General features: G+C 65.6%; 23 protein-coding genes. 12 read left to right on the top strand and 11 right to left on the bottom strand.

The window, feature by feature from the left end; translation table 11 throughout:
• Positions 1-3: 3 nt before the first annotated feature.
• The 4 genes from AWB77_RS04810 to AWB77_RS04795 are packed head-to-tail and all read right to left on the bottom strand — an operon-like array spanning position 4 to position 3,917.
• Positions 4-585 carry a LolA family protein gene (locus AWB77_RS04810; protein ID WP_061133264.1) on the bottom strand — a complete coding sequence of 194 codons (582 nt, stop codon included), beginning with the start codon at positions 583-585 and terminating at the stop codon, positions 4-6.
• A 4-nt stretch (positions 586-589) separates the two neighbouring features.
• Complete coding sequence (locus AWB77_RS04805) at positions 590-1,564, bottom strand: lysophospholipid acyltransferase family protein (RefSeq protein WP_208601492.1); 975 nt, start codon at positions 1,562-1,564, stop codon at positions 590-592.
• Positions 1,561-3,243 (bottom strand): ApeI family dehydratase, encoded by a 1,683-nt coding sequence (locus tag AWB77_RS04800; protein ID WP_061133665.1) that lies wholly within the window; start codon positions 3,241-3,243, stop codon positions 1,561-1,563. Before AWB77_RS04800 ends, AWB77_RS04805 begins: the two co-directional genes overlap by 4 nt.
• A 20-nt stretch (positions 3,244-3,263) precedes the next feature.
• Positions 3,264-3,917 carry a COG4648 family protein gene (locus AWB77_RS04795; protein ID WP_061133263.1) on the bottom strand — a complete coding sequence of 218 codons (654 nt, stop codon included), beginning with the start codon at positions 3,915-3,917 and terminating at the stop codon, positions 3,264-3,266.
• Positions 3,918-4,379: 462 nt separating this feature from the next.
• Here AWB77_RS04795 and AWB77_RS04790 point away from each other — a divergent pair, with 462 nt between their 5' ends.
• The 6 genes from AWB77_RS04790 to AWB77_RS04765 all read left to right on the top strand — a co-directional run bounded on the left by AWB77_RS04790 (position 4,380) and on the right by AWB77_RS04765 (position 9,211).
• Positions 4,380-4,640, top strand: a complete 261-nt coding sequence (locus AWB77_RS04790) for a phosphopantetheine-binding protein (RefSeq protein ID WP_061133262.1) — start codon at positions 4,380-4,382, stop codon at positions 4,638-4,640.
• Positions 4,641-4,644: 4 nt separating this feature from the next.
• Positions 4,645-5,361: a 3-oxoacyl-ACP reductase FabG gene (gene fabG / locus AWB77_RS04785; RefSeq protein ID WP_061133261.1), complete on the top strand. Its 717-nt coding sequence runs from the start codon at positions 4,645-4,647 to the stop codon at positions 5,359-5,361.
• Between the two features lie 24 nt (positions 5,362-5,385).
• Complete coding sequence (locus tag AWB77_RS04780) at positions 5,386-6,714, top strand: NAD(P)/FAD-dependent oxidoreductase (protein WP_061133260.1); 1,329 nt, start codon at positions 5,386-5,388, stop codon at positions 6,712-6,714.
• The gene (locus tag AWB77_RS04775) at positions 6,711-7,571 is read left to right on the top strand and encodes a MipA/OmpV family protein (protein WP_244158431.1); all 861 of its coding nucleotides are present in this window, start codon (positions 6,711-6,713) and stop codon (positions 7,569-7,571) included. The genes AWB77_RS04780 and AWB77_RS04775 overlap by 4 nt, the downstream gene beginning before the upstream one ends.
• Positions 7,564-8,373, top strand: coding sequence for a lysophospholipid acyltransferase family protein (locus AWB77_RS04770; RefSeq protein ID WP_061133259.1), 810 nt, complete (start codon positions 7,564-7,566; stop codon positions 8,371-8,373). Before AWB77_RS04775 ends, AWB77_RS04770 begins: the two co-directional genes overlap by 8 nt.
• Before the next feature lie 70 nt (positions 8,374-8,443).
• Positions 8,444-9,211: a glycosyltransferase family 2 protein gene (locus AWB77_RS04765; RefSeq protein WP_061133258.1), complete on the top strand. Its 768-nt coding sequence runs from the start codon at positions 8,444-8,446 to the stop codon at positions 9,209-9,211.
• Here the strand turns inward: AWB77_RS04765 and AWB77_RS04760 are convergent, their stop codons facing one another.
• The 4 genes from AWB77_RS04760 to AWB77_RS36280 all read right to left on the bottom strand — a co-directional run bounded on the left by AWB77_RS04760 (position 9,212) and on the right by AWB77_RS36280 (position 13,584).
• A complete protein-coding gene (locus AWB77_RS04760) occupies positions 9,212-11,206 on the bottom strand; it encodes a glycoside hydrolase family 28 protein (RefSeq protein ID WP_061133257.1) in 1,995 nt (664 codons plus the stop codon).
• 176 nt (positions 11,207-11,382) lie between these two features.
• Complete coding sequence (locus tag AWB77_RS04755; protein WP_061133256.1) at positions 11,383-12,714, bottom strand: ATP-binding protein; 1,332 nt, start codon at positions 12,712-12,714, stop codon at positions 11,383-11,385.
• Entirely contained in the window at positions 12,711-13,454 is a 744-nt protein-coding gene (locus AWB77_RS04750) for a response regulator (RefSeq protein ID WP_061133255.1), read from the bottom strand. Before AWB77_RS04750 ends, AWB77_RS04755 begins: the two co-directional genes overlap by 4 nt.
• On the bottom strand, positions 13,441-13,584 hold the full coding sequence (locus tag AWB77_RS36280; RefSeq protein ID WP_167354126.1) for a hypothetical protein: 144 nt from the start codon (positions 13,582-13,584) through the stop codon (positions 13,441-13,443). Before AWB77_RS36280 ends, AWB77_RS04750 begins: the two co-directional genes overlap by 14 nt.
• A gap of 249 nt (positions 13,585-13,833) precedes the next feature.
• Here AWB77_RS36280 and AWB77_RS04745 point away from each other — a divergent pair, with 249 nt between their 5' ends.
• The 5 genes from AWB77_RS04745 (at position 13,834) to AWB77_RS04725 (ending at position 16,562) form a co-directional block, all read left to right on the top strand.
• Complete coding sequence (locus AWB77_RS04745) at positions 13,834-14,364, top strand: thioredoxin family protein (RefSeq protein WP_061133254.1); 531 nt, start codon at positions 13,834-13,836, stop codon at positions 14,362-14,364.
• 201 nt (positions 14,365-14,565) lie between these two features.
• A complete protein-coding gene (locus tag AWB77_RS04740; RefSeq protein WP_061133253.1) occupies positions 14,566-14,805 on the top strand; it encodes a DUF4148 domain-containing protein in 240 nt (79 codons plus the stop codon).
• Between the two features lie 34 nt (positions 14,806-14,839).
• On the top strand, positions 14,840-15,112 hold the full coding sequence (locus AWB77_RS04735) for a hypothetical protein (RefSeq protein ID WP_061133252.1): 273 nt from the start codon (positions 14,840-14,842) through the stop codon (positions 15,110-15,112).
• Between the two features lie 40 nt (positions 15,113-15,152).
• On the top strand, positions 15,153-15,569 hold the full coding sequence (locus AWB77_RS04730) for an organic hydroperoxide resistance protein (RefSeq protein ID WP_061133251.1): 417 nt from the start codon (positions 15,153-15,155) through the stop codon (positions 15,567-15,569).
• A gap of 153 nt (positions 15,570-15,722) precedes the next feature.
• The gene (locus AWB77_RS04725; protein WP_061133250.1) at positions 15,723-16,562 is read left to right on the top strand and encodes a serine hydrolase; all 840 of its coding nucleotides are present in this window, start codon (positions 15,723-15,725) and stop codon (positions 16,560-16,562) included.
• A 24-nt stretch (positions 16,563-16,586) separates the two neighbouring features.
• Here AWB77_RS04725 and AWB77_RS04720 read toward each other — a convergent pair whose 3' ends face one another.
• The 3 genes from AWB77_RS04720 to AWB77_RS04710 all read right to left on the bottom strand — a co-directional run bounded on the left by AWB77_RS04720 (position 16,587) and on the right by AWB77_RS04710 (position 20,223).
• Entirely contained in the window at positions 16,587-17,843 is a 1,257-nt protein-coding gene (locus AWB77_RS04720) for an MFS transporter (protein ID WP_061133249.1), read from the bottom strand.
• Positions 17,844-17,928: 85 nt separating this feature from the next.
• On the bottom strand, positions 17,929-18,843 hold the full coding sequence (locus tag AWB77_RS04715) for a LysR substrate-binding domain-containing protein (RefSeq protein WP_061133248.1): 915 nt from the start codon (positions 18,841-18,843) through the stop codon (positions 17,929-17,931).
• Between the two features lie 84 nt (positions 18,844-18,927).
• Entirely contained in the window at positions 18,928-20,223 is a 1,296-nt protein-coding gene (locus AWB77_RS04710; RefSeq protein ID WP_061133247.1) for a sugar efflux transporter, read from the bottom strand.
• 201 nt (positions 20,224-20,424) lie between these two features.
• On the opposite strand from AWB77_RS04710, the gene AWB77_RS04705 reads away from it, so the two are divergent.
• Positions 20,425-22,170: a hybrid sensor histidine kinase/response regulator gene (locus AWB77_RS04705; protein ID WP_061133246.1), complete on the top strand. Its 1,746-nt coding sequence runs from the start codon at positions 20,425-20,427 to the stop codon at positions 22,168-22,170.
• Positions 22,171-22,282 lie beyond the last annotated feature (112 nt).

Below are 22,282 nucleotides of genomic sequence, written 5' to 3'. Positions count from 1 at the left end.
CGTTCAGTGCGCCGACGCGTCTTGCAGGCGCATCAGCGAGCGGTCGCCGTCGGCCTGCCGGATCTCGACGCGCGAAAGCGCCGCGCCCGTGCCCGCGAGCGTGATCGAGCTGACCTTCTGCTTCATGCGCGAATCGGAGGGCACGAGCGTCATCGTCCAGTCGTCGCCTTTGCCGTCGATGGAAACCCGATATGCGTTTTCCAGCGCGAAGCGATTGCCCGCGAGCGTCGCGCGAATGCTTTCGATGAACGCGCCGAGTTCCGGATAGTTGCGCAACGGAATCGTGACCTTGCGGCCATTGCGCTCGACGGTGAGCATGTCGCCATCGACGACGAGATTTTCCGGCTTCGGACTCGTCGTGTGCTTTTCCAGATGATCGGGCGCGGCGAACACGAGCTCGCCCGACGATTCGAGCGGCTCCTGCGCGATCTTGAGATAACGCGTCTCGGTGAAATGCGCGCGGCCGGATTTCTTCGCGCCGAGCGTGTTCATGAGGCGATCGAGCGTCCAGGGCGCGTCAGCGGCGACGCTGATCGTCGATGCCGACAGCAAGGCAGCCGTCAGAACGGCAACGAAAACTCGCATGAGATCAGGAATCCCTCGTTGCTTCCCGCAGGCGTGCCGCGTTCGCTCGCGCGGGTTCCTGCGCCGCGTTCGCCTGCCAGAAGTCGAAATAGTTGAACCAGTTGTACGGCGCCGCGCGGCAGTATTTTTCGAGCAACGCGACATAACGCGTGAGCGCGGCATCGACGGCGGCGGCGCGTTCGCCGCGCTCGATCTTCGAAAAATCGGCGAGCGTTTCGAAGTGAATGTCGTAGCGGTTGCCGCCGAGATACAGCCCCGTCATGAAGACCACCGGGCGTCGCAGCACCGCGGCCATGTGCAGCGGCCCGAGCGGAAACGCGGCGGGCGCGCCGAGAAAGTCGCGTTGGCCGAGCGCGTCGCCGGCCTGGCGCAGCGTGCGATCCGCGAGAATGCCGACGAGACTGCCCGCATCGAGCCGCTCGCGCACTTTCAGCATCGCATCGACCTTGCCGAGTCCGATCACGTCGTGTTGCGCGGCCGGATTCACGGCGGCGAGAATCGCGTTGATCTTGCGCGCGTTCTCCTCGTACATCGTGATCGCGATGCGGATATGCGGCTGCGCCCGACCGATCGCCCGCACCACTTCGAAGCTGCCGAGATGCGCGCCCATGAGAAAGGCGCCGCGGCCATCGGCGAGCGCGGCTTCGACGTCGTCGGCGCCGTGCGTGCGGATATCGAAAAGATCGAAGCGCTCGTTGAGCAGATAGATGCGGTCGTGAATCGTCGATGCGAACGCAAACACGTGTCGATAACCATCGCGCCAGCCCGCATGCCGCCCGAGCGCGCGATTCAGAAAGCCGCGCGACGCACGTCGCGCGCGCGGCGCGAAAAGGACGAAATACGCGGTGATGATCCGCAGCAGCACGCGCCCGATGCGCCGCCCGAAGCGCAGCGACACCCACGTCATGAAGCGCAGCAGCGCGAGGTTGCTGCGTTCCTGACGCTCGGCCCAGTCGTCGCGGTTGCGCGGCTTGTTCACGATGCGTGCGCGTCCTTGACCGATCGCGCCACGAGCGCGCCGCTCGCCACCGTGCGCGCGCCCGCGTGGATCGTGAAGCGGATTGCGCCGCTCGCCGCCATTTCGTACGCGATGTCGAGCAATTCGCCGGGTTGCGCCGGGCTCAGGAATTTCGCGGATTCGATCCTGCCCGCGTCGAAATTCTTCCCGAGCGCGGCCCCGATCGCATCGAGCGCGTGATCGAGCAGCACGACGCCCGGCACGATCGGATGACCGGGGAAATGGCCGGCGAGCGCGGGATGTTCCGGCGGCACGGTGAACGATAGCGTCGCGCGCCGGTTGCGTTCCTGTTCGATCAGTTGCCTGAGCACGTTGCGCGGCAGCTTGCCGGTCGCGTTGCGCGGCAGCGTATCGACGAACAGCAGCGGACGCGGCATGAACGCGGCGTCGATACGCTCGCGCAACGCGCGCTGCAGATCCGCCGCCGCGATTTCCGGCGCGACGACGAGCGCCATCAGACGGCGCACCGGTTCGCCGTCGGCTGGTGTGTCGTCCGGCATGTAGAACACGCCATCGACCACGCCCGGCACCGCGTTCAACTGATGGTTCAGATACGCGAGCGACGTGCGCTTGCCCGCGATATTGATGAGATCGGCCTTGCGCCCGTGCAGCAGGAAATGCGTGTCGTCGATGCGTTCCAGCGCGTCGCCCATCGGCACCGGCGTTTCGACGTGGCCGCCGGATGCCCACATCGTGGGTTCATCGGCATCGTCGGATTCATCGTCTCGCGGCGTCAGCGTGATGTCTGGAAACAGCTCCCACGCGGCGGTGCGCGCGGTGCGGCGCGTCGCGATCTGGCCGGTTTCGGTGCTGCCGTAGATTTCCATGAGCGGGGCGTCGAGGCGCGCTTCGGCGTCGAGCGCAAGCTTCTCCGAGAGCGGCGCGGTCGCCGACAGCACGAGCGATGCGCGCGGCAGCGCTTCGTCGTTGGCGAAGAGCGCGCGCAGATGGACCGGCGAGCTGACGAGCACGCGCGGCTCGGGCACGGCGCCGAGTTCCGCGCGGATATCGACGGGATAGAACGGCTGGCGGTTGCTGAACGCGAGACCGCCGATGAGCGCGAGCAGCACCGTCGACTCGAAGCCGTACATGTGTTGCGGCGGCACGGTGCCGACGAGCGTCGCGCGGGCGCCGGCGAGCAGGCCTAAGCGGTCCGCGGCGGCGCGCACGTTCTTCACGAGAAAGCCCCACGTCTTGCGATGCGGCACCGGCACGCCCGTCGAACCCGACGTGAACACGTAAGCGACCACGCGCGCGCCGTCGATATGCGGCACCGGCGCTTGATCCGACACGCGAGCGTGCGCGAGATCGGGATAGCGAAAGCAGGGCAGATCGATCGCGCAATCCTCGCTGTCGTGCAGACAGAACGCATCGGGCGCGAACGAGGCGAGGGCGCGCACCATTTCGGGCGTGTGCGTGGAGGGCAACAGGCTCGTCTTGCCTGCGACGAGCGTCGCGCACAGGCTCACCGTGAAGCGGTAGCGGTCCGTGCACACGTTGAACACGTGGCCGCCTTCAGGAAGCGCGGCGGCGAGCGCGTGCACGTCGGCGAGAAACGCGCGCACGCTGACGGGCGCGCCGTCGCGCCAGGCGATCGTCTCGTCCGGCGACGCGTGAAAGACCAGCGGAAAAGTCTGCATGGACGATGAGGTCGACGGCATCACTGCGCTCCGCTGCGACGCATCTGCATCGAATGCGTGTAGGCGCGCACGGCATCCATGATGCTCGACGGCTCCATGTCCGGCAGCGCGACGCGCCGGCACGCGTATTCGCCGACGAACATCAGCCCGACGAGCGGCAGCGCGAGGTAATTGGCAAACGTCGACCACGTGACGATCGATGCGAACGCGAACAGCATCGTCGACACGAACGCGGTCGCGACGAAAAAGCACGTCCACGCGAGCGTCACGCCGCGCGTGTAGCGCACGACGCGCGCTTCGAGCTTGCCGTGGACCATCGTGGCGAACTGCGTGCAGAGCGGCTCGCGGCCCGATGCGAGCGTGCGGCCGAACATCCATGCGAGCACCATATTGAAGCTCGCGTGTTCGAGCCACAGTCCCCAGCCGAAATGTGCGGTGAGCGGCGCGCGCGCGAGCCACAGCGCGATACATCCAAGCGCCCAGAGCGGCAGCAGCCACACGCGCGCGTTCGAGCGCACGGCGGCGTTCAGCGCGATGAGCAGAAGCGGCGCGAGCACGAGCGCGAGGCCGAGCCCATGCGCGCCCGGCGTCGACGCCGCATGATGCGCGCCGACCTGATAAGCGACGAGCGCGGCCACGACGCCCGCTGCGCGCATGAAGCGTGTGGCGTTCATCGGTGCACTCCGGCGGCGCGCAATGCACGCGAAAGGATTACGAAAGACGCTGGTCGAAAGAAAAAGGTACGCAACATGGGACGCGGCTGCGGCGCTCTTTTTTGAACGCTCGGTTGATAAAAAAATTCGGCAGTCGCCCGCCTGACGATCATTTTCCCGCGAGGCCGCGCGGGCGGTCTGTAACCGATTGTTCCATGATCTTACATTCGTCAGACGGGCGGATTTTACCCTACGCACGCAGGGGTCCCGCCCTGCGGCGAAATCCCTGATTTTTCTCAGAATTACCTCGATGCGACACCTGCCGCCGCCGGTTACCTTTCCTACTAGGCGTCCCCAAGGGCATCGTCTAGAATTTCGCCACTGCAATTATCTCGATAACAGGCAGCCGACGACGCGCGGACAACGCGGGGCGCGCGTCTTCCGAGCCGCCTTTGGCGCGTTTTGCGCTGGTCTGTGCACACGATGAATGAACTGGAAAGAGAGCTCGCCGAGCTGATCGTCGCCGAACTGAATCTCGAGGACGTCGATCCCAAGGCCGTCTCGGCCGATACGCGGTTGTATGAGGAAGGCTTCGGGCTCGATTCCATCGACATCCTGGAGATCGCGCTCCTGATCTCGAAGAAGTACGGTTTCGAGTTGCGCTCGGACAATCCGGACAATCAGAAGATTTTCGCGAATCTCGGCGCGCTCGCGGCGCACGTCGCCGCGCATCGCACCAAATAACGCCATGCGCGCCCTCGTGACAGGCGGCAGCGGCGCGATCGGGCAAGCCGTCAGCCGTTCGCTGGCGGCGGCCGGACACGAAGTCTGGATCCACGCGCACGGCGGCATCGAGCGTGCTGAAAGCTGCGTGCAAGCCATTCGCGCGGCGGGCGGCGCGGCCCATGCCGTCGCTTTCGACGTGACCGATCCCGATGCGACCGGCGCCGCGCTCGCGCGCATCCTCGAAGACGGCCCGGTGCAGATTCTCGTGAACAACGCGGGCATCCACGACGACGCGCCGATGGCCGGCATGACGCGCGCGCAATGGAAACGCGTGCTCGACGTGACGCTCGACGGCTTCTTCAACGTCACGCAGCCGCTTCTCATGCCGATGATCCGCACGCGCTGGGGACGCATCGTCAACATGTCATCGCTGTCGGGTCTGATGGGCAATCGCGGGCAGGTGAACTACGCGGCCGCGAAGGCGGGGCTGATCGGCGCGACGCGCGCGCTCGCGCAGGAACTCGCGTCGCGCGGCATCACGGTGAACGCGGTGGCGCCGGGCGTCATCGATTCGCCGATGCTCGGCAGCGCGTTTCCGCCCGAGCGCATCAAGCAGCTCGTGCCGGCGCAGCGCGCGGGCACGGCGGAGGAAATAGCGGGCATGGTCGCGTATCTGGTGTCGGATGCGGCGGCGTATGTCACCGGACAGGTCTTGTCGATCAACGGCGGGATCGCCTGAACAGAGCGGGTTCGAGGGACGCAGATGAGTGAAACGACGCAAACCTGGGACGTCGTCGTGATCGGCGGCGGACCGGCCGGATCGACGGCAGCGACGCTTCTGGCAAAACGCGGTTATCGCGTGCGCGTGCTGGAGAAGGCGCGGCATCCACGCTTTCATATCGGCGAATCGCTGTTGCCGGCCAACTTGCGGCTTTTCGACAAGCTCGGCGTCGCCGATGAAGTGCGCGCCATCGGCATGGTCAAGCTCGCGGCCGAGTTCGTGTCGCCGCAGCACGGCAATCGCACGCAGCGTTTCATGTTCGCCGATGCGTGGGACAAATCCATGCCGAGCGCGTATCAGGTGCGGCGCTCGGAACTCGACGACATCCTTCTGCGCAACGCCGCGAAACAGGGCGCGCATGTGAGCGAAGGTTGCCGCGCGCGCGATGTCGCATTCGCCGCGGACGGCTCGTTCGCGACGATCGACGCCGAGCACGACGATGGCCGCATCGAAAACGTGCGGACGCGTTTCGTCGTCGATGCCTCCGGGCGCGACACGCTGCTCGCGAACCGCTTCAAAACCAAGCGCCGCAACGAGCGGCACAACTCGTCGGCGTTATATGGCCATTTCAGCGGCGCGCGGCGCAACGAGGGCGAGAACGAAGGCAACATCACCGTGTTCTGGTTCGAGCACGGCTGGTTCTGGTTCATTCCGCTCGCGGACGGCGCGACGAGCGTCGGCGCGGTCGTGTGGCCGGCGTATCTGAAACGGCGTCCGAAGGGCACGACGGTCGAAGCGTTTTTCCGCGAGACCATCGCGCTGTGCGGGCCGCTCGCCGAACGCCTGAAGGATGCCGAACTGATCAGCGAAGTCCACGCGACCGGCAACTATTCGTACACCGGCGACATGACGCACGGCCGCAACTTCCTGCTGCTCGGCGACGCCTTCGCATTCATCGATCCGGTGTTTTCGTCCGGCGTGATGCTCGCGATGCAGAGCGCGTTCGCGGGCGCGGAAGCGATCGACGCGGCGCTCACGAATCCCGCGAATGCGCCCGCCGCGCTCGCGAAGTTCGATCGCGACGTGCGGCACGGCCCGCGCGAATTCTCGTGGTTCATCTACCGCATGACATCGCCGACGATGCGCAATCTCTTCATGGGACCGAAAAACCCGCTGCGCATGAAGGAAGCGCTGCTGTCGCTGCTCGCGGGCGATATCTTCGGCAATACGCCGATCTGGCATTCGCTGCGCGCGTTCAAAGGCGTGTATTACGTTGCGGCCGCGCTCGACTGGCGCAACTCGCTGCGCGCGTATCGGCAGCGCCGCCGCAATCTGAGCGATGCGCAACGCGCGGAGCCATCCGTCAATTGATCGCGATTCCGGCCTTGCGCGTCTCGCGCCTCGCGCCCGCGCTGCTCGCCGCCGCGAGCGTATGCGCGCGCGCCGACGAAGCGCCGCCGCCGAGCAAGCCGCTGTGGGAAGCGGGCATCGGCGTGGGCGTGGCAGCGTTTGCGCACTATCCCGGCTCGAATCAGACGCGCGCGTGGGTCTTTCCGTTTCCGTACGTGATCTACCGCGGCAAGTTCTTCCGCGCCGATCGCGACGGCGTGCGCGGCCAGTTGCTCGATACCGACCGCGTCAACTTCAACATCAGCCTGCTCGGTTCGCTGCCGGTTTCGAGCCGCGACGACAACGCGCGCGCCGGCATGCCCGATCTCAAGCCGACGATCGAAATCGGCCCGTCGATGGAAGTGCATCTGTGGCGCACGCCGTCGCGCGACATGCTGCTCGATCTGCGCATGCCGTTGCGTATGGGCATCACGCTGGAATCGTCGCCGAAGACGGTGGGCTGGCAGTTCGAGCCGAACCTGAACCTCGATATCGTCGATGTCGCGGGCGTCTCCGGATTGCGCGCGGGCATGTTCGCCGGGCCGATGTTCGCCGACGGTAAGTACAGCGACCACTACTACACGGTCGCGCCGCAATACGCGACGCCCGGCCGCGCGGCGTTCCAGGCGCACGGCGGCTACGCGGGCGCGCAGGCGCTCATGTCGATGTCGCGGCGCTTCAGCCGCTACTGGGTCGGCGCCTTCGTGCGCTATGCGAACCTGGCCGGCGCAAGTTTCGCCGACAGCCCGCTCGTGCGGCAAAAGAGCGTGCTGTCGGGCGGCATCGCGGTGGCGTGGGTGTTCGGGCAGTCGTCGAAGATGGTGGCGAGCGATGAGTGACGCGCATCGCAAAATCGGCGGCCCGCACGCGAAGCTCTCGCTTGCGGGCGTGCTCGAATCCGCGTGGCAAGGCGTGGCGTTCTACTTCGCGCTCGCCGTGCTCGCGCTCGTGTGCCTCGCGTGGTTTCCGTTCGCGTCGATCTTGCGGCGCGTACTGAGCCCCGACGCGGGACGGCGCATCGGGCGCGCCGTCGTGCAGCGCGTGTGGCACGGCTACTTCGCGCTGTTGCGCGCGCTCGGCGCGTGCCGCTTCGATCTATCAGAACTCGACACGCTCGCCGGCCAGCCGCCGATGATCCTCGCGCCGAATCATCCGTGCCTGCTCGATGCATTGCTGATCGCCTCGCGCGTGCCCGACACTTGTTGCGTCATGAAGGGCGACGTCGCCGGCAACGTGTTTCTCGGGCCGGGCGCGCTGCTCGCGGGTTATATCGTCAACGACACGTCCGTCGGGCTGATTCGCGCGGCGGTCGGCGAACTGCATCGCGGCAGTCCGCTGCTGCTTTTTCCGGAAGGCACGCGCACCGGCAATTCGTCGGTGAATCCGTTGAAGGGCGGCATCGCGCTGATCGCGGCGCGCGCGCAGGTGCCGGTGCAGACTTTGATAATCGAAACGGATTCCGCTTTTCTCGGCAAGGGATGGCAGATTTTCCGGAAGCCCGCGCTGCCCATTACCTATCGCGTGACGCTCGGCCGCCGCTTCGCGCCGCCGGGACGCGATCACGCCGCGCTGCAGGCGTTCATCGCCGAATTGCAGCGCTTCTACGCGGGCGAGCTCGACGCGCATCGCACGCGCGACTGAAAGCATCTCCATAAAGCATCGGCGTCGGCAGACGTTAGAATTCGTCGGAACTCATTCCGCTTTTTTTGCAATGCCCTCGACTCGCGCATCGTCCACGCATCTCGTCCTGATCCCGAGCTACAACCCCGGCGAAAAAGTCGACGAAACCGTGCGCGGCGCGCGCGAGCAGTGGAATCCGGTGTGGGTCGTCGTCGACGGCAGCACGGACGGCAGCGCCGAACGCCTCAAAAAAATGGCGCAGGCCGATGCCGGGCTGCGCGTAATCGTGCTGCCGGAGAATCGCGGCAAGGGCGCGGCGATTCTTGCCGGTCTCGACGAAGCCGCGAAGCTCGGCTTCACGCACGCGTTGACAATGGACTCGGACGGTCAGCATCCCGCCGCGCTGATCCGCGCGTTCATGGAAGCGTCGATGAACACGCCCGGCGCGATGATCCTCGGCCGCCCGAAGTTCGATGCGAGCGCGCCGCAGTTGCGCGTGCAGGGACGGCGCGTCTCCAACGGCTGGGCGAATCTCGAAACGCTGTGGATGGGCATCGGCGATTCGCTGTACGGCTTTCGCGTCTATCCGATCGCGCCGCTCGCCGCGCTCATGCGCAAACAGACCTGGATGCGCCGCTTCGACTTCGATCCCGAAGCGGTGGTGCGTCTGTGCTGGCGCGGCGTGCGCCCGATCAATCTCGACGCGCCCGTCCGGTATTTCACGCCGGATGAGGGCGGCGTCTCGCATTTCCGCTATGTCCGCGACAACGCGCTGCTGACGTGGATGCACACGCGGCTCTTTCTGGGCTTCCTCGTGCGTTTGCCGTTGCTCGCGTATCGGCGTCTGACGCAACGATGATCAGCGCGCGTCGCTGACCGTCTTGTTCATCGCGACGCCCGCGATCAGCGTGTTCGACAGCACGATGTCGTGCACGTTGTACGCGTAGATCGGGCCGGGCGTCGCCGCCGTGGCCGGGCCTGCCGCGACCGGCGTGCCGAAGTCGCAATCCGTGATCGTGACGCCGGTGATCGCCGGAATCGCGGGCGTCGGCGCGGGGCCGTTGTAGTCGAACGCGACCGGGCCTTGCGCGACGATCGCCTGAAAGCACGAGCCCGTCACGCCGTTGAGCGACACGTTGCTTGCCTTCAGGTTCGAGATGTTCACGTTCTGCACCAGCGCGGGCCGCGTGCGGATCGCGTCCTTCGACGGCTGATAGTCGCAGTCGAACGTGACGATGCCGCCCTGCGCCGCCGACGGATTCGCCGCGGTCGCCGTCGCCACGCCGAGCGGTACCGTCGCGTTGATCGGGCTGCCCGCGAGCAGGCTGCTGCCGTAACCCGAAGGCGTGAGGCTCACGCCGTTGGGCAGCGTCACGTTGTCGACGTAGAAGTCCTTCACGAAGCCGCCGCGATTCATGTTCGTCTTGATGCGGATCGCGATGTTCAGCGAGTTCGTCGCCCAGAACTTGTTGAGCATCTGCAGATTGCGCGCGTAGATCTTCTGCACGCCGCCGCCCATTTCGCTGCCGAGCGTGATGCCGCCGTGGCCGCTGTTCATCGTGCAATTCTGGATGACGTGGTTTTGCGCCGGCCCGTATTGCGTGTCGAGATCCTTGCCCGACTTGATCGCGATGCAGTCGTCGCCCGTGTTGAACGTGACGTTCTCGCAGAGGACCGTGTCGCACGCGTCGGGGTCGAAGCCGTCGTTGTTCGGGCCGATGCTGTCCACCGTCACGCCGCGCATCGCCACGTTCTGGCAATCGGTCGGATGATGCTGCCAGAACGGCGTATTGTTCGTCCGATAGCTTTCCATCAGCACGTTCGTACAGCCGATGAATTCGACCATGCAAGGCCGCAGATAGTGGCCGATGCCGAAGATGCGCTTCTCGATCGCGACGCCCGCTTCCGATAGCGCCGGCAGATAGTTCTGGTCCTGCTGCCAGGGCGTGGCGGGGTCGGTGAGTCGGGCGTAGAGCGCATCGGGAATGCCGGGCACGGCGGTCTTCAGATCGACGTTGTTCGCATTGATCGATGCCTGCGACGGCGTCGACGAATTCACGCAGCCATAAACGCCGTTGTTGCCTTTCCACGTCCACCAGCACGTCGCGGTGTTGCCGCTGCCGGCGAACGGCGTCATTGCCTGGCCGTTGAGCACGGACGTGTCGCCTTCGCCCGTCACCGCGATGTTCTTCTGGTTGCGCGCATAGACGGGCGGGCCGTAGTTGAGGCAATCGTTTGCCTGCCAGCGGCTGTAGAAGAGCTTGCCGTTCGCGCCGCAGTCCACCGGGCCGTCCTTCGCGTAGTCGGCGGGATTCGGGCTGAAATAGATCGTGCAGTTCGCGGAAAGATGAAAGTCGACGTTCGACAGCAGCACGATCGGCCCCGCGCAATACCAGGTGCCCGACGGCACGACGACATGTCCGCCGCCCGCCGCATTGCATGCCGCGATGGCCGCGAGAAACGCGGGGCGCGAGTCGAAGGAGCCGGGCGCGTGGGTCTGATCGGCGCCGGTGCTGAGCGGCGACTTCGCCGGATCGGTGTAGGGATTCGCCGCCGCGACGACCGCGCACGGTTTCGCGCCGTAATCGGTGACGATGAACTGGCGGCTCGGAAACATCGACGTCGATACGCTTTGCAGCGCGTTCACGATCTGCGTTGCCGAGCCGGACGGGCCCCAGATCGGGTCCTGCGCTGCGGGCGGGGGCGTCGAACCAGAACCGGAACCGGAATCGTCGTGGCCGCCGCAGCCCGCGAGCGTGCCGAGCGTGCCCATCGCGCCAAGCAGCGGCGCGCTCGCAGAGATGCCCGCGAGCTTTACGAACGTACGGCGTGCGCGATTGTGAGGGAGTTTCATCGATTGTCTCCTGATCCGGTATGTCCCGGCTGTCTATGGGAATATTCGAACGATGTCGTATGACATCGCAGAATCAGGAAAACGTTATCCTAGCGACACGTTAGGCGTCAACTCGGTGCAAACGTGGGGTTCGGTAATATCGGACGTCGTATGTGATGATGCCCGGAAAGATTGCCTCAATCGGGCTTTTTGAGCACGAGGCGCGCTTCCAGCCCGCCGCCTTCACGTTGATGCAGCGTGAGCGACGCGTCCATCGCGAGCGTCAGTTGACGCGCAATGGCAAGACCGAGGCCGGTACCGCCGGTTTGCCGGTTGCGCGAACCTTCGAGCCGCACGAACGGTTCGAACACCGCTTCGAGCGATTCGTCCGGAATGCCCGGCCCGCGATCGAGCACGGCGATGACCGCGCGGCCATCGGCGCGCGTGGCGACTTCGATTTCAGCGGCGCCCGCATACTTGATCGCGTTATCGGCGAGATTGCCCACGATGCGCTTCAACGCTTGCGGCGGCGCCATCAACGCACCGCCGATGCTGCCCGTGAGCGTCACCGATTGCCCTGCATCGAGATAATCGTCGACGATGCTTTCGATGAGCGCGTCGGCATCGATGCGGCGCGGCGCTTCGTTCGTGCCGTGCAGCGTGCGCGCGTACGTCACGCCTTCCTTCACGAGCGATTCCATCTCCTTCAGATCCTGCTGGAGCTTCGTGCCCGTGGATTCGTCGTCCATCACGTCGACGCGCAGCCGCATCCGCGTGATCGGCGTTTGCAGATCGTGCGTGATCGCCGCGAGAATCTGCATGCGCTGGGCCATGTACATCGACACGCGATCCTGCATCGCGTTGAACGCTTTCGCGGCGCGCGCGACTTCTTCCGGGCCGGATTCCGGCAGACGTTCGGCCTTGAGATCGGGGCCGAGTGTGTCCGCGGCGTTCGCGAGGCGCTTGAGCGGGCCGGTTGCGAGACGCACCGCGAGCCAGCAGCACGCGCCGAGCACGATCAGTTGCAGCACGAGCACGAAGGGCAGCCAGCTCGACAGCGGCATGCCGACCATCGGACCCATGTCGATGGTGAGCGGCGAGCCGTCGGACAGTTTCAGATGTACCTGGAAGCGCTCCCTGTCGCCGGGCACGGCATTGACCGTCATCGGATAACGCTTGCCGATGCCATCGCCGATCGAGCGTGCGAAGCGCTCCGACAACGCGGCATCGGGCGCGGCGCCGGTCTGATCGCCCGGTCCGAGAATGAACTCGTAGCTGCGCCGCGCGAGCCGCGGCACCCACTGCGCGCGTTCGTCGGGCGGGAGATGATCGAGCAGCGCGACCGAGCTCGCGACTTCGCGCTCGACGTAACCCATCATCACGTGGGTCATCGATTCGTCGCGTTCGTGCATCGTCAGCAGGAACGAGAAAGTCTGCGCGAGCGCCAGCCCGACGACGAGTATCAACGCGAGCCGCGCGAACAGCGTGCGCGGCCAGTGCAGCAAGAAAGCGGAAGACGCGGTGCTCATCGGGATGACTCGACGGGTGTGACGTCGGCGGAGAACACATAGCCCTCGCTGCGCAGCGTCTTGATGTAGCGCGGCTCGCGCGCGGTGTCACGCAGACGCTGGCGCAGACGCGAGACGAGCAGGTCGATGGAGCGGTCGAAGGCATCGGCCTGGCGGCCTTGCGTCAGATTCAGCAACTGATCGCGCGTGAGCACGCGCTGCGCGTTGTCGAGGAAAACGCGCAAAAGACGGTATTCTGCGCCGGAAAGCGAAACCATCGTGCCTTCGGCATCGAGCAGATGGCGCGCGGTCGTGTCGAGCCGCCAGTCGCCGAAGCCGAGCATCTGCGACGATTCGGTCACTTCCATTCCAGGCGGCAACATGCGCGTGCGACGCAGCACCGACTTGATCCGCGCGAGCAGTTCGCGCACGGCGAAGGGCTTGGGCAGATAGTCGTCGGCGCCCATTTCGAGGCCGAGAATGCGGTCGGCTTCTTCGTTGCGCGCGGTGAGCATCAGCACCGGCACGTCGCGGAACTTGCCCGCGCGCAATTCGCGGCACAGCACGAGGCCGTCTTCGCCGGGCAGCATCAGATCGAGCACGACGAGATCGGGCGCGCCGGTTTGTTCCAGCACGGCGCGCATCTGCCGGCCGTTCGCCGCGAGCGATACGCGCATGCCGTTCTTCTCGAGATACGACGCGAGCAGTTCGCGAATGCCGCGATCGTCGTCGACGATCAATACGTGATCAGTGGTTTCCATCGATGGATCGTTGTCGTTGACGCTTGAGTTGCACCCGGCTCGGGCTGACCAGCAGACACTGAACCGGATGGGCCATTTCCGTCGCGATCCCGCCGATGAGCAAGGCGAGGACCGTCAGCATGCGTTTCATTCGAAGCTCCCGCTCGACGCGATGCAGGCGTTATAGCGCGCTTTGGCGGAGGTTTTGTATCGCAGTGTATCCCGCCTGTCACGCGATACATAACATTGCGCAACGCGCCTCTTCGCGACACAAGCGGGATACGCGCGCGCAGTCCAATGCGGTCATGCCGATGCAAACGTCGGCTCGCCGGAGCGATGCATCGCCAACACGCCGCTCCGAATTCAACCGGATTCAACCGCATTCAAAAAGGACTTCATCATGCTCGCCGCCATCAGAAACGCCGCCGTGTGCGCAGGCATCGCCGCGTGCGCGGCTGTCGCGCCCATCGCGCCCGCAAGCGCTCATGTCAACGACAACGTCGCGCCGGAATTCACCGGCATCGACAAATGGCTCAACAGCGAGCCGCTCACGCTCGCGCAGTTGCGCGGCAAGGTCGTGCTCGTCGACTTCTGGACTTTCGCGTGCGGCAACTGCGTCAACACGCTGCCGGCCGTGAAGTCGTGGAATCAGAAGTACAAGGACAAGGGGCTCGTGGTCGTCGGCGTGCACACGCCCGAGTTTCCGTTCGAGCAGGACACGAACAACGTGAAGCGCGCGATCGAACGTTTCGGCATCACGTATCCGGTCGCGCAGGACAACCGTTACGCGACGTGGGCCGCGTACGGCAATCAGTACTGGCCGGCGTTCTATCTGATCGACAAGCACGGTCGCGTGGCCTATACGCACTTCGGCGAAGGCGATTACGCGCAGACGGAAGCGGCTATCGGCAAGCTGCTCGCCGAGCATTGAGGCGCGCTCTGTATCGCAATGTATCTGACACGCACGCGATACAAAACATTGCACAAGGCCCGCATCGCCGACACAACCCAGATACGTGCGGGCTTTCAAATACACACAACGACGGCTCACGAGTGAATGCAAGACGAACACCGCGAAGCCCGAGTGCCGTAATCGATTCAACTTACTTTTTATCCGCCAAGGAGAAACACCATGAAATCCACGATCGTTGCTTTCGCTCTTGTCGCCGGCGCCATGACGGGCATGACCGGTGTGGCCCACGCCGCAGTGCAGAACGTGCCGATGAACGTGCCAATGAACGTGCAGACCGAACAGGCCGCCGCCAATCACGCGTATGCGGGCAAGACGCGAGCAGAAGTAAAGCGCGAACTGGTCCAGGCACAACGCGACGGCGAGATCGCCGCATTGCGCAGCCTCTATCAAGGTAGCTAATCCTTAACCGACATCACGCAAACGAGGCTCCATCATGATCAAGCAATTCGTCACCGCCGCAGTCATCGCCGTCAGCGCAGCCGCCGCCGGTTCCGCGTTCGCTAGCAGCGGCTACGGCCCCGCGCCGCACTATGACCCGCTCGCGGGCGCGCCCGCATCGCAGCGCGGCGTGAGCACGCAGACCATCGCCACGGAAAGCGCGGCCATGCCGATGCAGGGCTACGGCGGCACGAGCGACACCGTCTCGCACGCCGGCGCGCGCAGCGTGGCGACGAGCGACGTCGCAAGACTGTTCGCGCATCACTAACCCGACCGACTTTCGAACACATACCCGATAGGCATTCATCATGACCCAGATCGACACCGTCCTGTACACCGGCAAAACGCACGTCACCGGAGGCCGCGAAGGCCACGCGAAGAGCACCGATGGCCGTCTCGACGTCAAACTCTCGCCACCCGGATCGACGGGCGCGGGCACCAATCCCGAGCAGATGCTCGCGGCCGGCTGGTCCGCGTGTTTCATCGGCGCGATGGGCAAGGCCGCCGCGAAGCTGAAGACGCGTCTGCCCGCCGATACCGCCGTCGATGCGGAAGTGGACCTCGGCACGAGCGGCGAAGCGTATCTGCTGCGCGCGCGGCTGAACGTGAGCCTGCCGGGCATCGAGCGGGCGCTGGCCGAAGAGATCGCACAACTGGCGCATCAAACCTGCCCGTACTCGAAGGCGCTGAAGAGCAATATCGACGTAACGGTCTCGGTCGTATGACGCGTTTCACCGGCGCGCGGCGCAGAGACGTCGCGCGCGGTTCAAGTTCTGGATTAAGTTTCACTTAAGACTTGGCACTTACGGTAGCGGACTCCATCGCCGTCGCAAGTCCCATGTCGCCACGCTCTTCAAAGACGCGCTTCTGAACGCGTCATGCTCAAGCTCCATCTCCTCTTCATCGTTTTCTTCTTCGCGAGTCTCGTGCCGCTCGTCGCGCACGCTAAGCGCGTCGCCCACAAAGCCGCTTCGAAGCCGGCGATACAGGCGCGCGCCGCGATTGCCGTCGATCTGACGAGCGGACGCACGCTCTACGCCAAAAACGCCGATGCGCGCCTGCCGGTGGCATCGCTCACCAAGCTCCTCACGGCGATGGTCGTGCTCGACTCGAAGCGCTCGCTGCTCAAGCCCGCGCGCATCACCGACGCCGATGTCGACCGGCTCAAGTATTCGCGCTCGCGTCTGCCGGTCGGCTCGCTGCTGCTGCGCAGGACGATGCTGCATATCGCGCTGATGTCGTCGGAGAATCGCGCCGCGTTCGCGCTGAGCCGCGACTATCCCGGTGGACGCGCGGGCTTCGTGCGCGCGATGAACCGCACCGCGAAGCGCTTGCACATGAACCGCAGCCATTTCGTCGATCCGACCGGCCTCTCGCCGCACAACGTATCGAGCGCGCGCGATCTCACGAAACTCGCGCGCGCGGCGTATCGCTATCCGGTGATCCGCGATTACGCGACTTCGCATCACAAGCTCGTGCTCGGCGGCGACGGCCCGCTGATGTATCGCAACACGGACCCGCTCGTGTACGACGCGGCATGGCGCGTCGGCCTGCAGAAGACGGGCTTCACGAACGAGGCAGGGCATTGCCTGATCGTCGTCGCGCAAGTGCATGGAAAGCCGACGCTCTTCGTGATTCTCGGCGCGCTCGCCGCGCACGGGCATGTTCAGGACGCGGCGAATCTGCGTAGCTGGCTGATCGGGCACAGCAAGCGCTAGAGGTAGTACTGACGCAGCGGATCGTCACGCGGCCGCGAGCGAATCGCCGGCGACGGGGCGGTCGTCGATCGGAAAATGCAGCAGCGCCGCGACGAGACCCGCGACGGCCGTCGCGCCCCAGATCAGCGAATACGAACCGGTGGTGTCGAACACATAGCCGCCGAGCCACGCGCCGAGGAACGAGCCGAGCTGGTGACTGAGAAACACCACGCCGAAGAGCGTGCCGAGATGCCGCGTGCCGAACACTTTCGCGATGAGCCCGTTGGTGAGCGGCACCGTGCCGAGCCACGTCAGCCCCATGACGGCGGCGAAGACGACGACGGAAACGCTCGTTGTCGGCAGCAGCACGAAGAGGGCGATGGCGCCGCCGCGAATCAGATAGAGCCATGCGAGCACGCGATGCTGTCGCCAGCGTCCGCCGAGCCAGCCGCATCCCCAACTGCCGATCATGTTGAAGAGGCCGATCAGCGCGAGCGCCGTCGCGCCGAGCCCGACGGGCATGTGGCACAGCATCAGATAGCCCGGCAGATGCGTCGCGATGAACGCGAGCTGGAAACCGCACGTGAAGAAGCCGAGCGTCAGCAGCCGATACCCGCGATGCCGCGACGCATAGGCAAGCGTTTCGCGCAGCGGCATTGCGGGAGCCTGCGCGTTGGTTTCGCGCAAGGCCGTGGCGCGGCTGCGTCGGCTTGCGCGATCGAGCACTATGCCGAGCGGCGCGGCGAGCAGCAGCACGAAGGCGAGAGCGTAAAGCGATGCCGGCACGCCCGCGTGCACGCGCATTTCCTGCGCGAACGGCACCATCAGCACTTGTCCGAGCGAACCGCCCGCGCTGGCGAGACCCATCGCGACACTGCGCGTTTGCGGCGACGCGACCCGCCCGACCGTCGCGAGCACGACACCGAAGCTCGTGCAACTGATGCCGATGCCGACGAACACGCCGAGCCCGAGCACGAGCATCCAGCCGGAAGTCGCGGCGGCGGCGAGCGCGAGTCCGGCGGCGAACGTGGCCGCGCCTGTCGCGACGACGGGCGCCGCACCGTAGCGGTCGGCCGCCGCGCCCGCGAACGGCTGCGCGAAGCCCCACACGAGATTGTGCAGCGCGATCGCGAAGGCGATGAGCGTGACGGGCATCCCGCGATCGAACGAAAACGGCCCGATGAAAAGCCCGAAGGTCTGGCGCACGCCCATCGCGGCGCTCAGGATCAGCGCGGCCGCGCCGATGAGCGCCCAGGCCGCCGCGCGGTTCGTGCTGGATTGACTGAGCGATGACGTCGACATGGTGGCTGCTCCTCCTTGCGGCCATCCTCGCAGGCGAACGCCCGTGCTGACAAACGAAAATATTTCGTGGACGCATGAGCGGGGCTCAATCGCCCGTTCCATCGCTATCGACAAATTCGGCTGCTTGTTCGATGAGCCAGTCGCGAAACGCGACGAGATCGGCGCGCGCGCTCGCCCTCGGCGCCTCGCAGAGCCAGTACGCGGTCTGCGTCTCGACGCGCGTCGCCGATGCCTCGACGAGCGTGCCCGCCGCCAGTTCGCGATCGACGAGCGGACGCCTGCCGATGGCGACGCCCAGCCCGGCGGCGGCGGCATCGAAGCCGAGCTGGACGGTATCGAAGCGAAGCCCGCCGCGCAGATCGAGGCCGTCGACGCCCGCGCCGTCCATCCACGCCTGCCAGTCCTGACTCGCGGTATCGATGTGGATGAGCGCGGCGCGCGTGAGATCGGGCAGGCCGTTCGCATCGCACAGCATCGCCCGGTAAGCCGGGCTGCACACCGGCACGAGACGCTCGCCGAAAAGACGCTGCCACGACGCGCCGTCCACTGGGCCACGCGAAAGACGCAGGCCGAAATCGAAGCCGTCGACCGGAAAACCCGCCTGACGGCGCGAGGTATCCACGCTGACGTCGATGTTGGGCCAGCGCGCGCGGAAACCGCCAAGGCGCGGGACGAGCCAGCGCGCGGCGAGGGTCGGCGCGCAGGTGACGGAGATCGTGCGGCGCTTGCGCCTGTCGGGCAGCGCCTGCGTGCCGACGGCGATGAGCGAGAACGCCTCGGCGATGTACGGCAGATACTGCTCGCCGGCAGCGGAAAGCGACAGCCCGCGCGGCTCGCGCACGAAAAGCTCGACGCCGAGCATGTCTTCTAGCGCGCCGATGCCGTGACTCACCGCGCCCGGCGTCACGTTGAGTTCGGCGGCGGCGAGCTTGAAACTGCGGTGGCGCGCGGCGGCTTCGAAGAGGCGCAGGGCGTTGAGCGGCGGAAGGCGCTGGGGCATGTTCGCGGATCGATCGGCGGCGTGAGCGCTTATATTGCCATCGCCCGATGATGCCGCGGATCATCGGATCATCGGATAAGTGGATCAGCGGGCCGGCTCGCGCCACGTCCTCCACCAGTCGAGCATGCGCCGCGCGATGAGCTTGTACGGCGGATTGGCGAACAGCACCGCCGCGCCCAGCGCAATGCAACCGCACACGAGAAACGTGCCGCGATAACCGAGCGCCGCCACGAGCGCGCCGGACAGCACGCCGGAGAGAATAGAGCCGACGCGCGACGCGTTGAAGAAAAGCGCCGTCGCCGATCCGGGGCTTTCCGGCATCAGATCCTGCATGTAGGTCATGCCGAGACACGACGTCACGGAGACGACGAAGGCGTTGAACGCCTGCATCGGGATCAGGAAATGGACGTTGGGCGATGCCGCGACCGCGATGAAATAGATCAGATGCACGACCGCGCACGATGCGAGCCATCGTTGCTTGTCGAGACGCGAACCGCGCGCGCCGAGCGCGAGCATCATCGGGATTTCGAGAAATGCGCCGAGCCCGAGCATGATCGACACGTCGATGCGCGTGCCGTGCATGCCATGTACGACGAAAAGCGGCAGCACGATCATCGTTGCGCTCGCGGCAAGGCCGATGAGCGTCATCGCGACGGTTGCGCGCCAGATTTCCGCGCGCGAGTGCCGCACGCCGGGGTGCGGCGGCACGATTTCCTCGGTGTCGGGCGCGGTCACTTCGAGCAGCGAGGTCGGATCGCCGGCGTAGTGCGCGGGCGCGCTGTGCGGGTCACCCTTGGGCGAATCGTGCATGCGCCAAACGATTGCGCCGCACGCGATGAAACACGCCGCCGCGAAGAGAAAGAGGCCGTAGAAACCGGCCGCGGCCAGCACCAGCGCGCCGACGGAAGGGCCGAAGACCCACGCCATCGAAAGGACGGTTCGCAACGTGGCGAGCGCGAGGGCGCGTTCGGCGTTGTCGTCGATGGGCAGCGCGGTGCGCGCGAACGAGAACACGAGCGACATCGCCGACCCGCCGGCACCGAGAAACGCGACGCCGATCGCGACCAGCGCGGCGTAGTCGCGCACGAGGCAAAGCAGCAAGAATCCCAGCGCCGACGCGATCAGCGCCGCAAGCAGCAATTCGCGATGATGCCCGTGCTTGTCCGACCACTTTCCGGCGAAAGCGCTGGCTACGACGCCGCTCGCGGCGATCAGCGTCATGAAAAGGCCCAGCTTCCGGGGACTCATGTCCGCCTGTTCGACACTGAACAGCGACAGATACGGCGCGGTGAACGACAGTGCGACGCCGAGCATCAGGGTCGTGCCGGCGAGCGGCAGAAAGAACGGGATGCGGACGAGATTGAGCAGACGTTTGTTCATTGCGAGAGTTTGCCATCGGCGGCGCGATGGCGTCTGTCGCAATCGGTGCATCGTTATCGAAATAGGAATTCGGCACGCGTCGTCGGGCGCGCATTTGCACGGAATGCCTTCGGAAAAAGAAGCAGGCACGCGGGCTGCTTTCCGTCGACGTCCGGGCGCACGAGCGTTCCCGCTTATATCAAGCGCAACAAGACGTGAAACATGAATAATGACCGTGAGTTGCCCGTCGATGCCTATCAGATCGTCTTCCAGCTGCTTCCCAGCCCGTGCCTGCTGCTGAATGCCGACGCCGACTTCACGATACTCGATGCCAACGACGCTTATCTGCGTGAAACAGTAAGCGCGCGCGCCGATCTGATCGGCAGACCGGTATTCGATGCTTTTCCCGACAGTCCCGCCGATCATTCCGCCGACCAGACGACGCCCGCGGCCGGCGCGCTGCGCGCCTCGCTGCAACGCGTGATTCGCCTGCGCCGCACCGATGCAATGGCGCTTCAGCGTTACGACGTGCCCGACCGGGCGAACGGTGATGGAACTTTCATCGAGCGCTACTGGAGTCCGATCAACATTCCGTTCGTCAAGGCGGACGGGTCGGTTTCGTTCATCATCCACCGCGTGGAAAACGTCAGCGACTTCGTGCTGGAAGTGCAGAGCAGCACGCCGGGACCGGACGAACGCGCGGACGCGGCGCGATCCCGGCGTGTCGAAAGCGAATCGGAGCTGATCCGGCGCAGCAGGCAGCTTTCCAACACGAATCAGGAATTGCGCCGCCTGAGCGAAGAGGCGTTTGCGCTCGCGGCCCAGCTCAGGGACGAAAGCATTCGCAAGGACGAGTTCCTCGCGATGCTCGGACATGAGCTGCGCAATCCGCTTGCGGGGCTGGCGTCGGCGTTTCAGGTCATCGACATGAAGGCTGCGACCGAGCGCGCGCCGCCGGGAATCGGAGCGCTCATCAATCGTCAGATCGCTACGCTCACGCGGCTCGTCGATGATCTGCTGGATGCGTCACGCGTGGCGCGCGGCGCGATTCGACTTCATCGCGAGGCCATCGATCTGCGGATCGTCATCGAAGCGGCGGCGTATTCGGTGCGCAGGGAATTCGAAGCCAAGGGTCACGCGCTGGCGATCGATCTCGCGCCGGGCGACTATGCCACGCAAGGCGATGCGACGCGTTTGCAGCAGATTGTGGCGAATCTGCTCTCGAACGCCGTCAAGTTCACGCGCCCCGGCGGCACCATCCGCATGCGACTGGCGGCCAACAAGACCGGCGATGCGCGGCGCGCGGTGCTCGTCGTCGAAGATAATGGGCGCGGCATTCCCGCGCGTTTTCTGGAATCGATCTTCGATCTCTTCACGCAGGTCGACACGACGCTCGACCGCTCCGAAGGCGGGCTGGGCATCGGTTTGAATCTCGCGCGCCGCCTCGTCGAGCTGCACGGCGGTACGCTCGTCGCCCGCTCGGACGGCGAGGGAAAAGGCAGCCAGTTCATCGTCGAATTGCCGCTCTGCGAGGCGTCGGTCGAACCGGCACCGAAGCTGGGCGAGCACGTTGCGGGCTTCGTCGACGAGGCCATCGCGGTTCTGCTGGTCGAAGATAACGAGGACGTCAGGCTGGCGACCTCGGCGATGCTCGACGCGCTCGGGTACGCGGTGTCGAGCGCGGCGGACGGCGGGAGCGGACTCGAAGCGATGACGTCCGGAGCGCCTGCGCTTGCGATCGTCGATATCGGACTGCCCGACATCGATGGTTTCGAAGTCGCGCGGCGCGCCCGCGCCACGCTGGGCGAGCGATGCCCGCGCCTCGTCGCCCTCAGCGGATACAGCGGCCCAGACGTGACGGAACGAGCCCTGGACAGCGGTTTCGACGAAGTCTTCGTGAAGCCCATCGACATACGCAGGCTGCAGCAAGTGGTGCAAACGGCTCGGCTGGCTATGGCGTCGCTATAACCGGGCGTTATCCGGTCTTCGTTCGAAGCCGAGAGAGGGCGCGTCAGGAAACTGAGCGCCGCGTCGAGCGCTTCCAGCCGGCGGCCAGATTCGGGCGCGTGCGTCGTATCGC

It is taken from the genome of Caballeronia fortuita (assembly GCF_001544835.2).
Classification (GTDB): Bacteria; Pseudomonadota; Gammaproteobacteria; order Burkholderiales; family Burkholderiaceae; genus Caballeronia; species Caballeronia fortuita.
The sequence above is the reverse complement of the archived record's forward strand: the minus strand, read 5'-3'. Positions and strand labels throughout refer to the sequence as shown.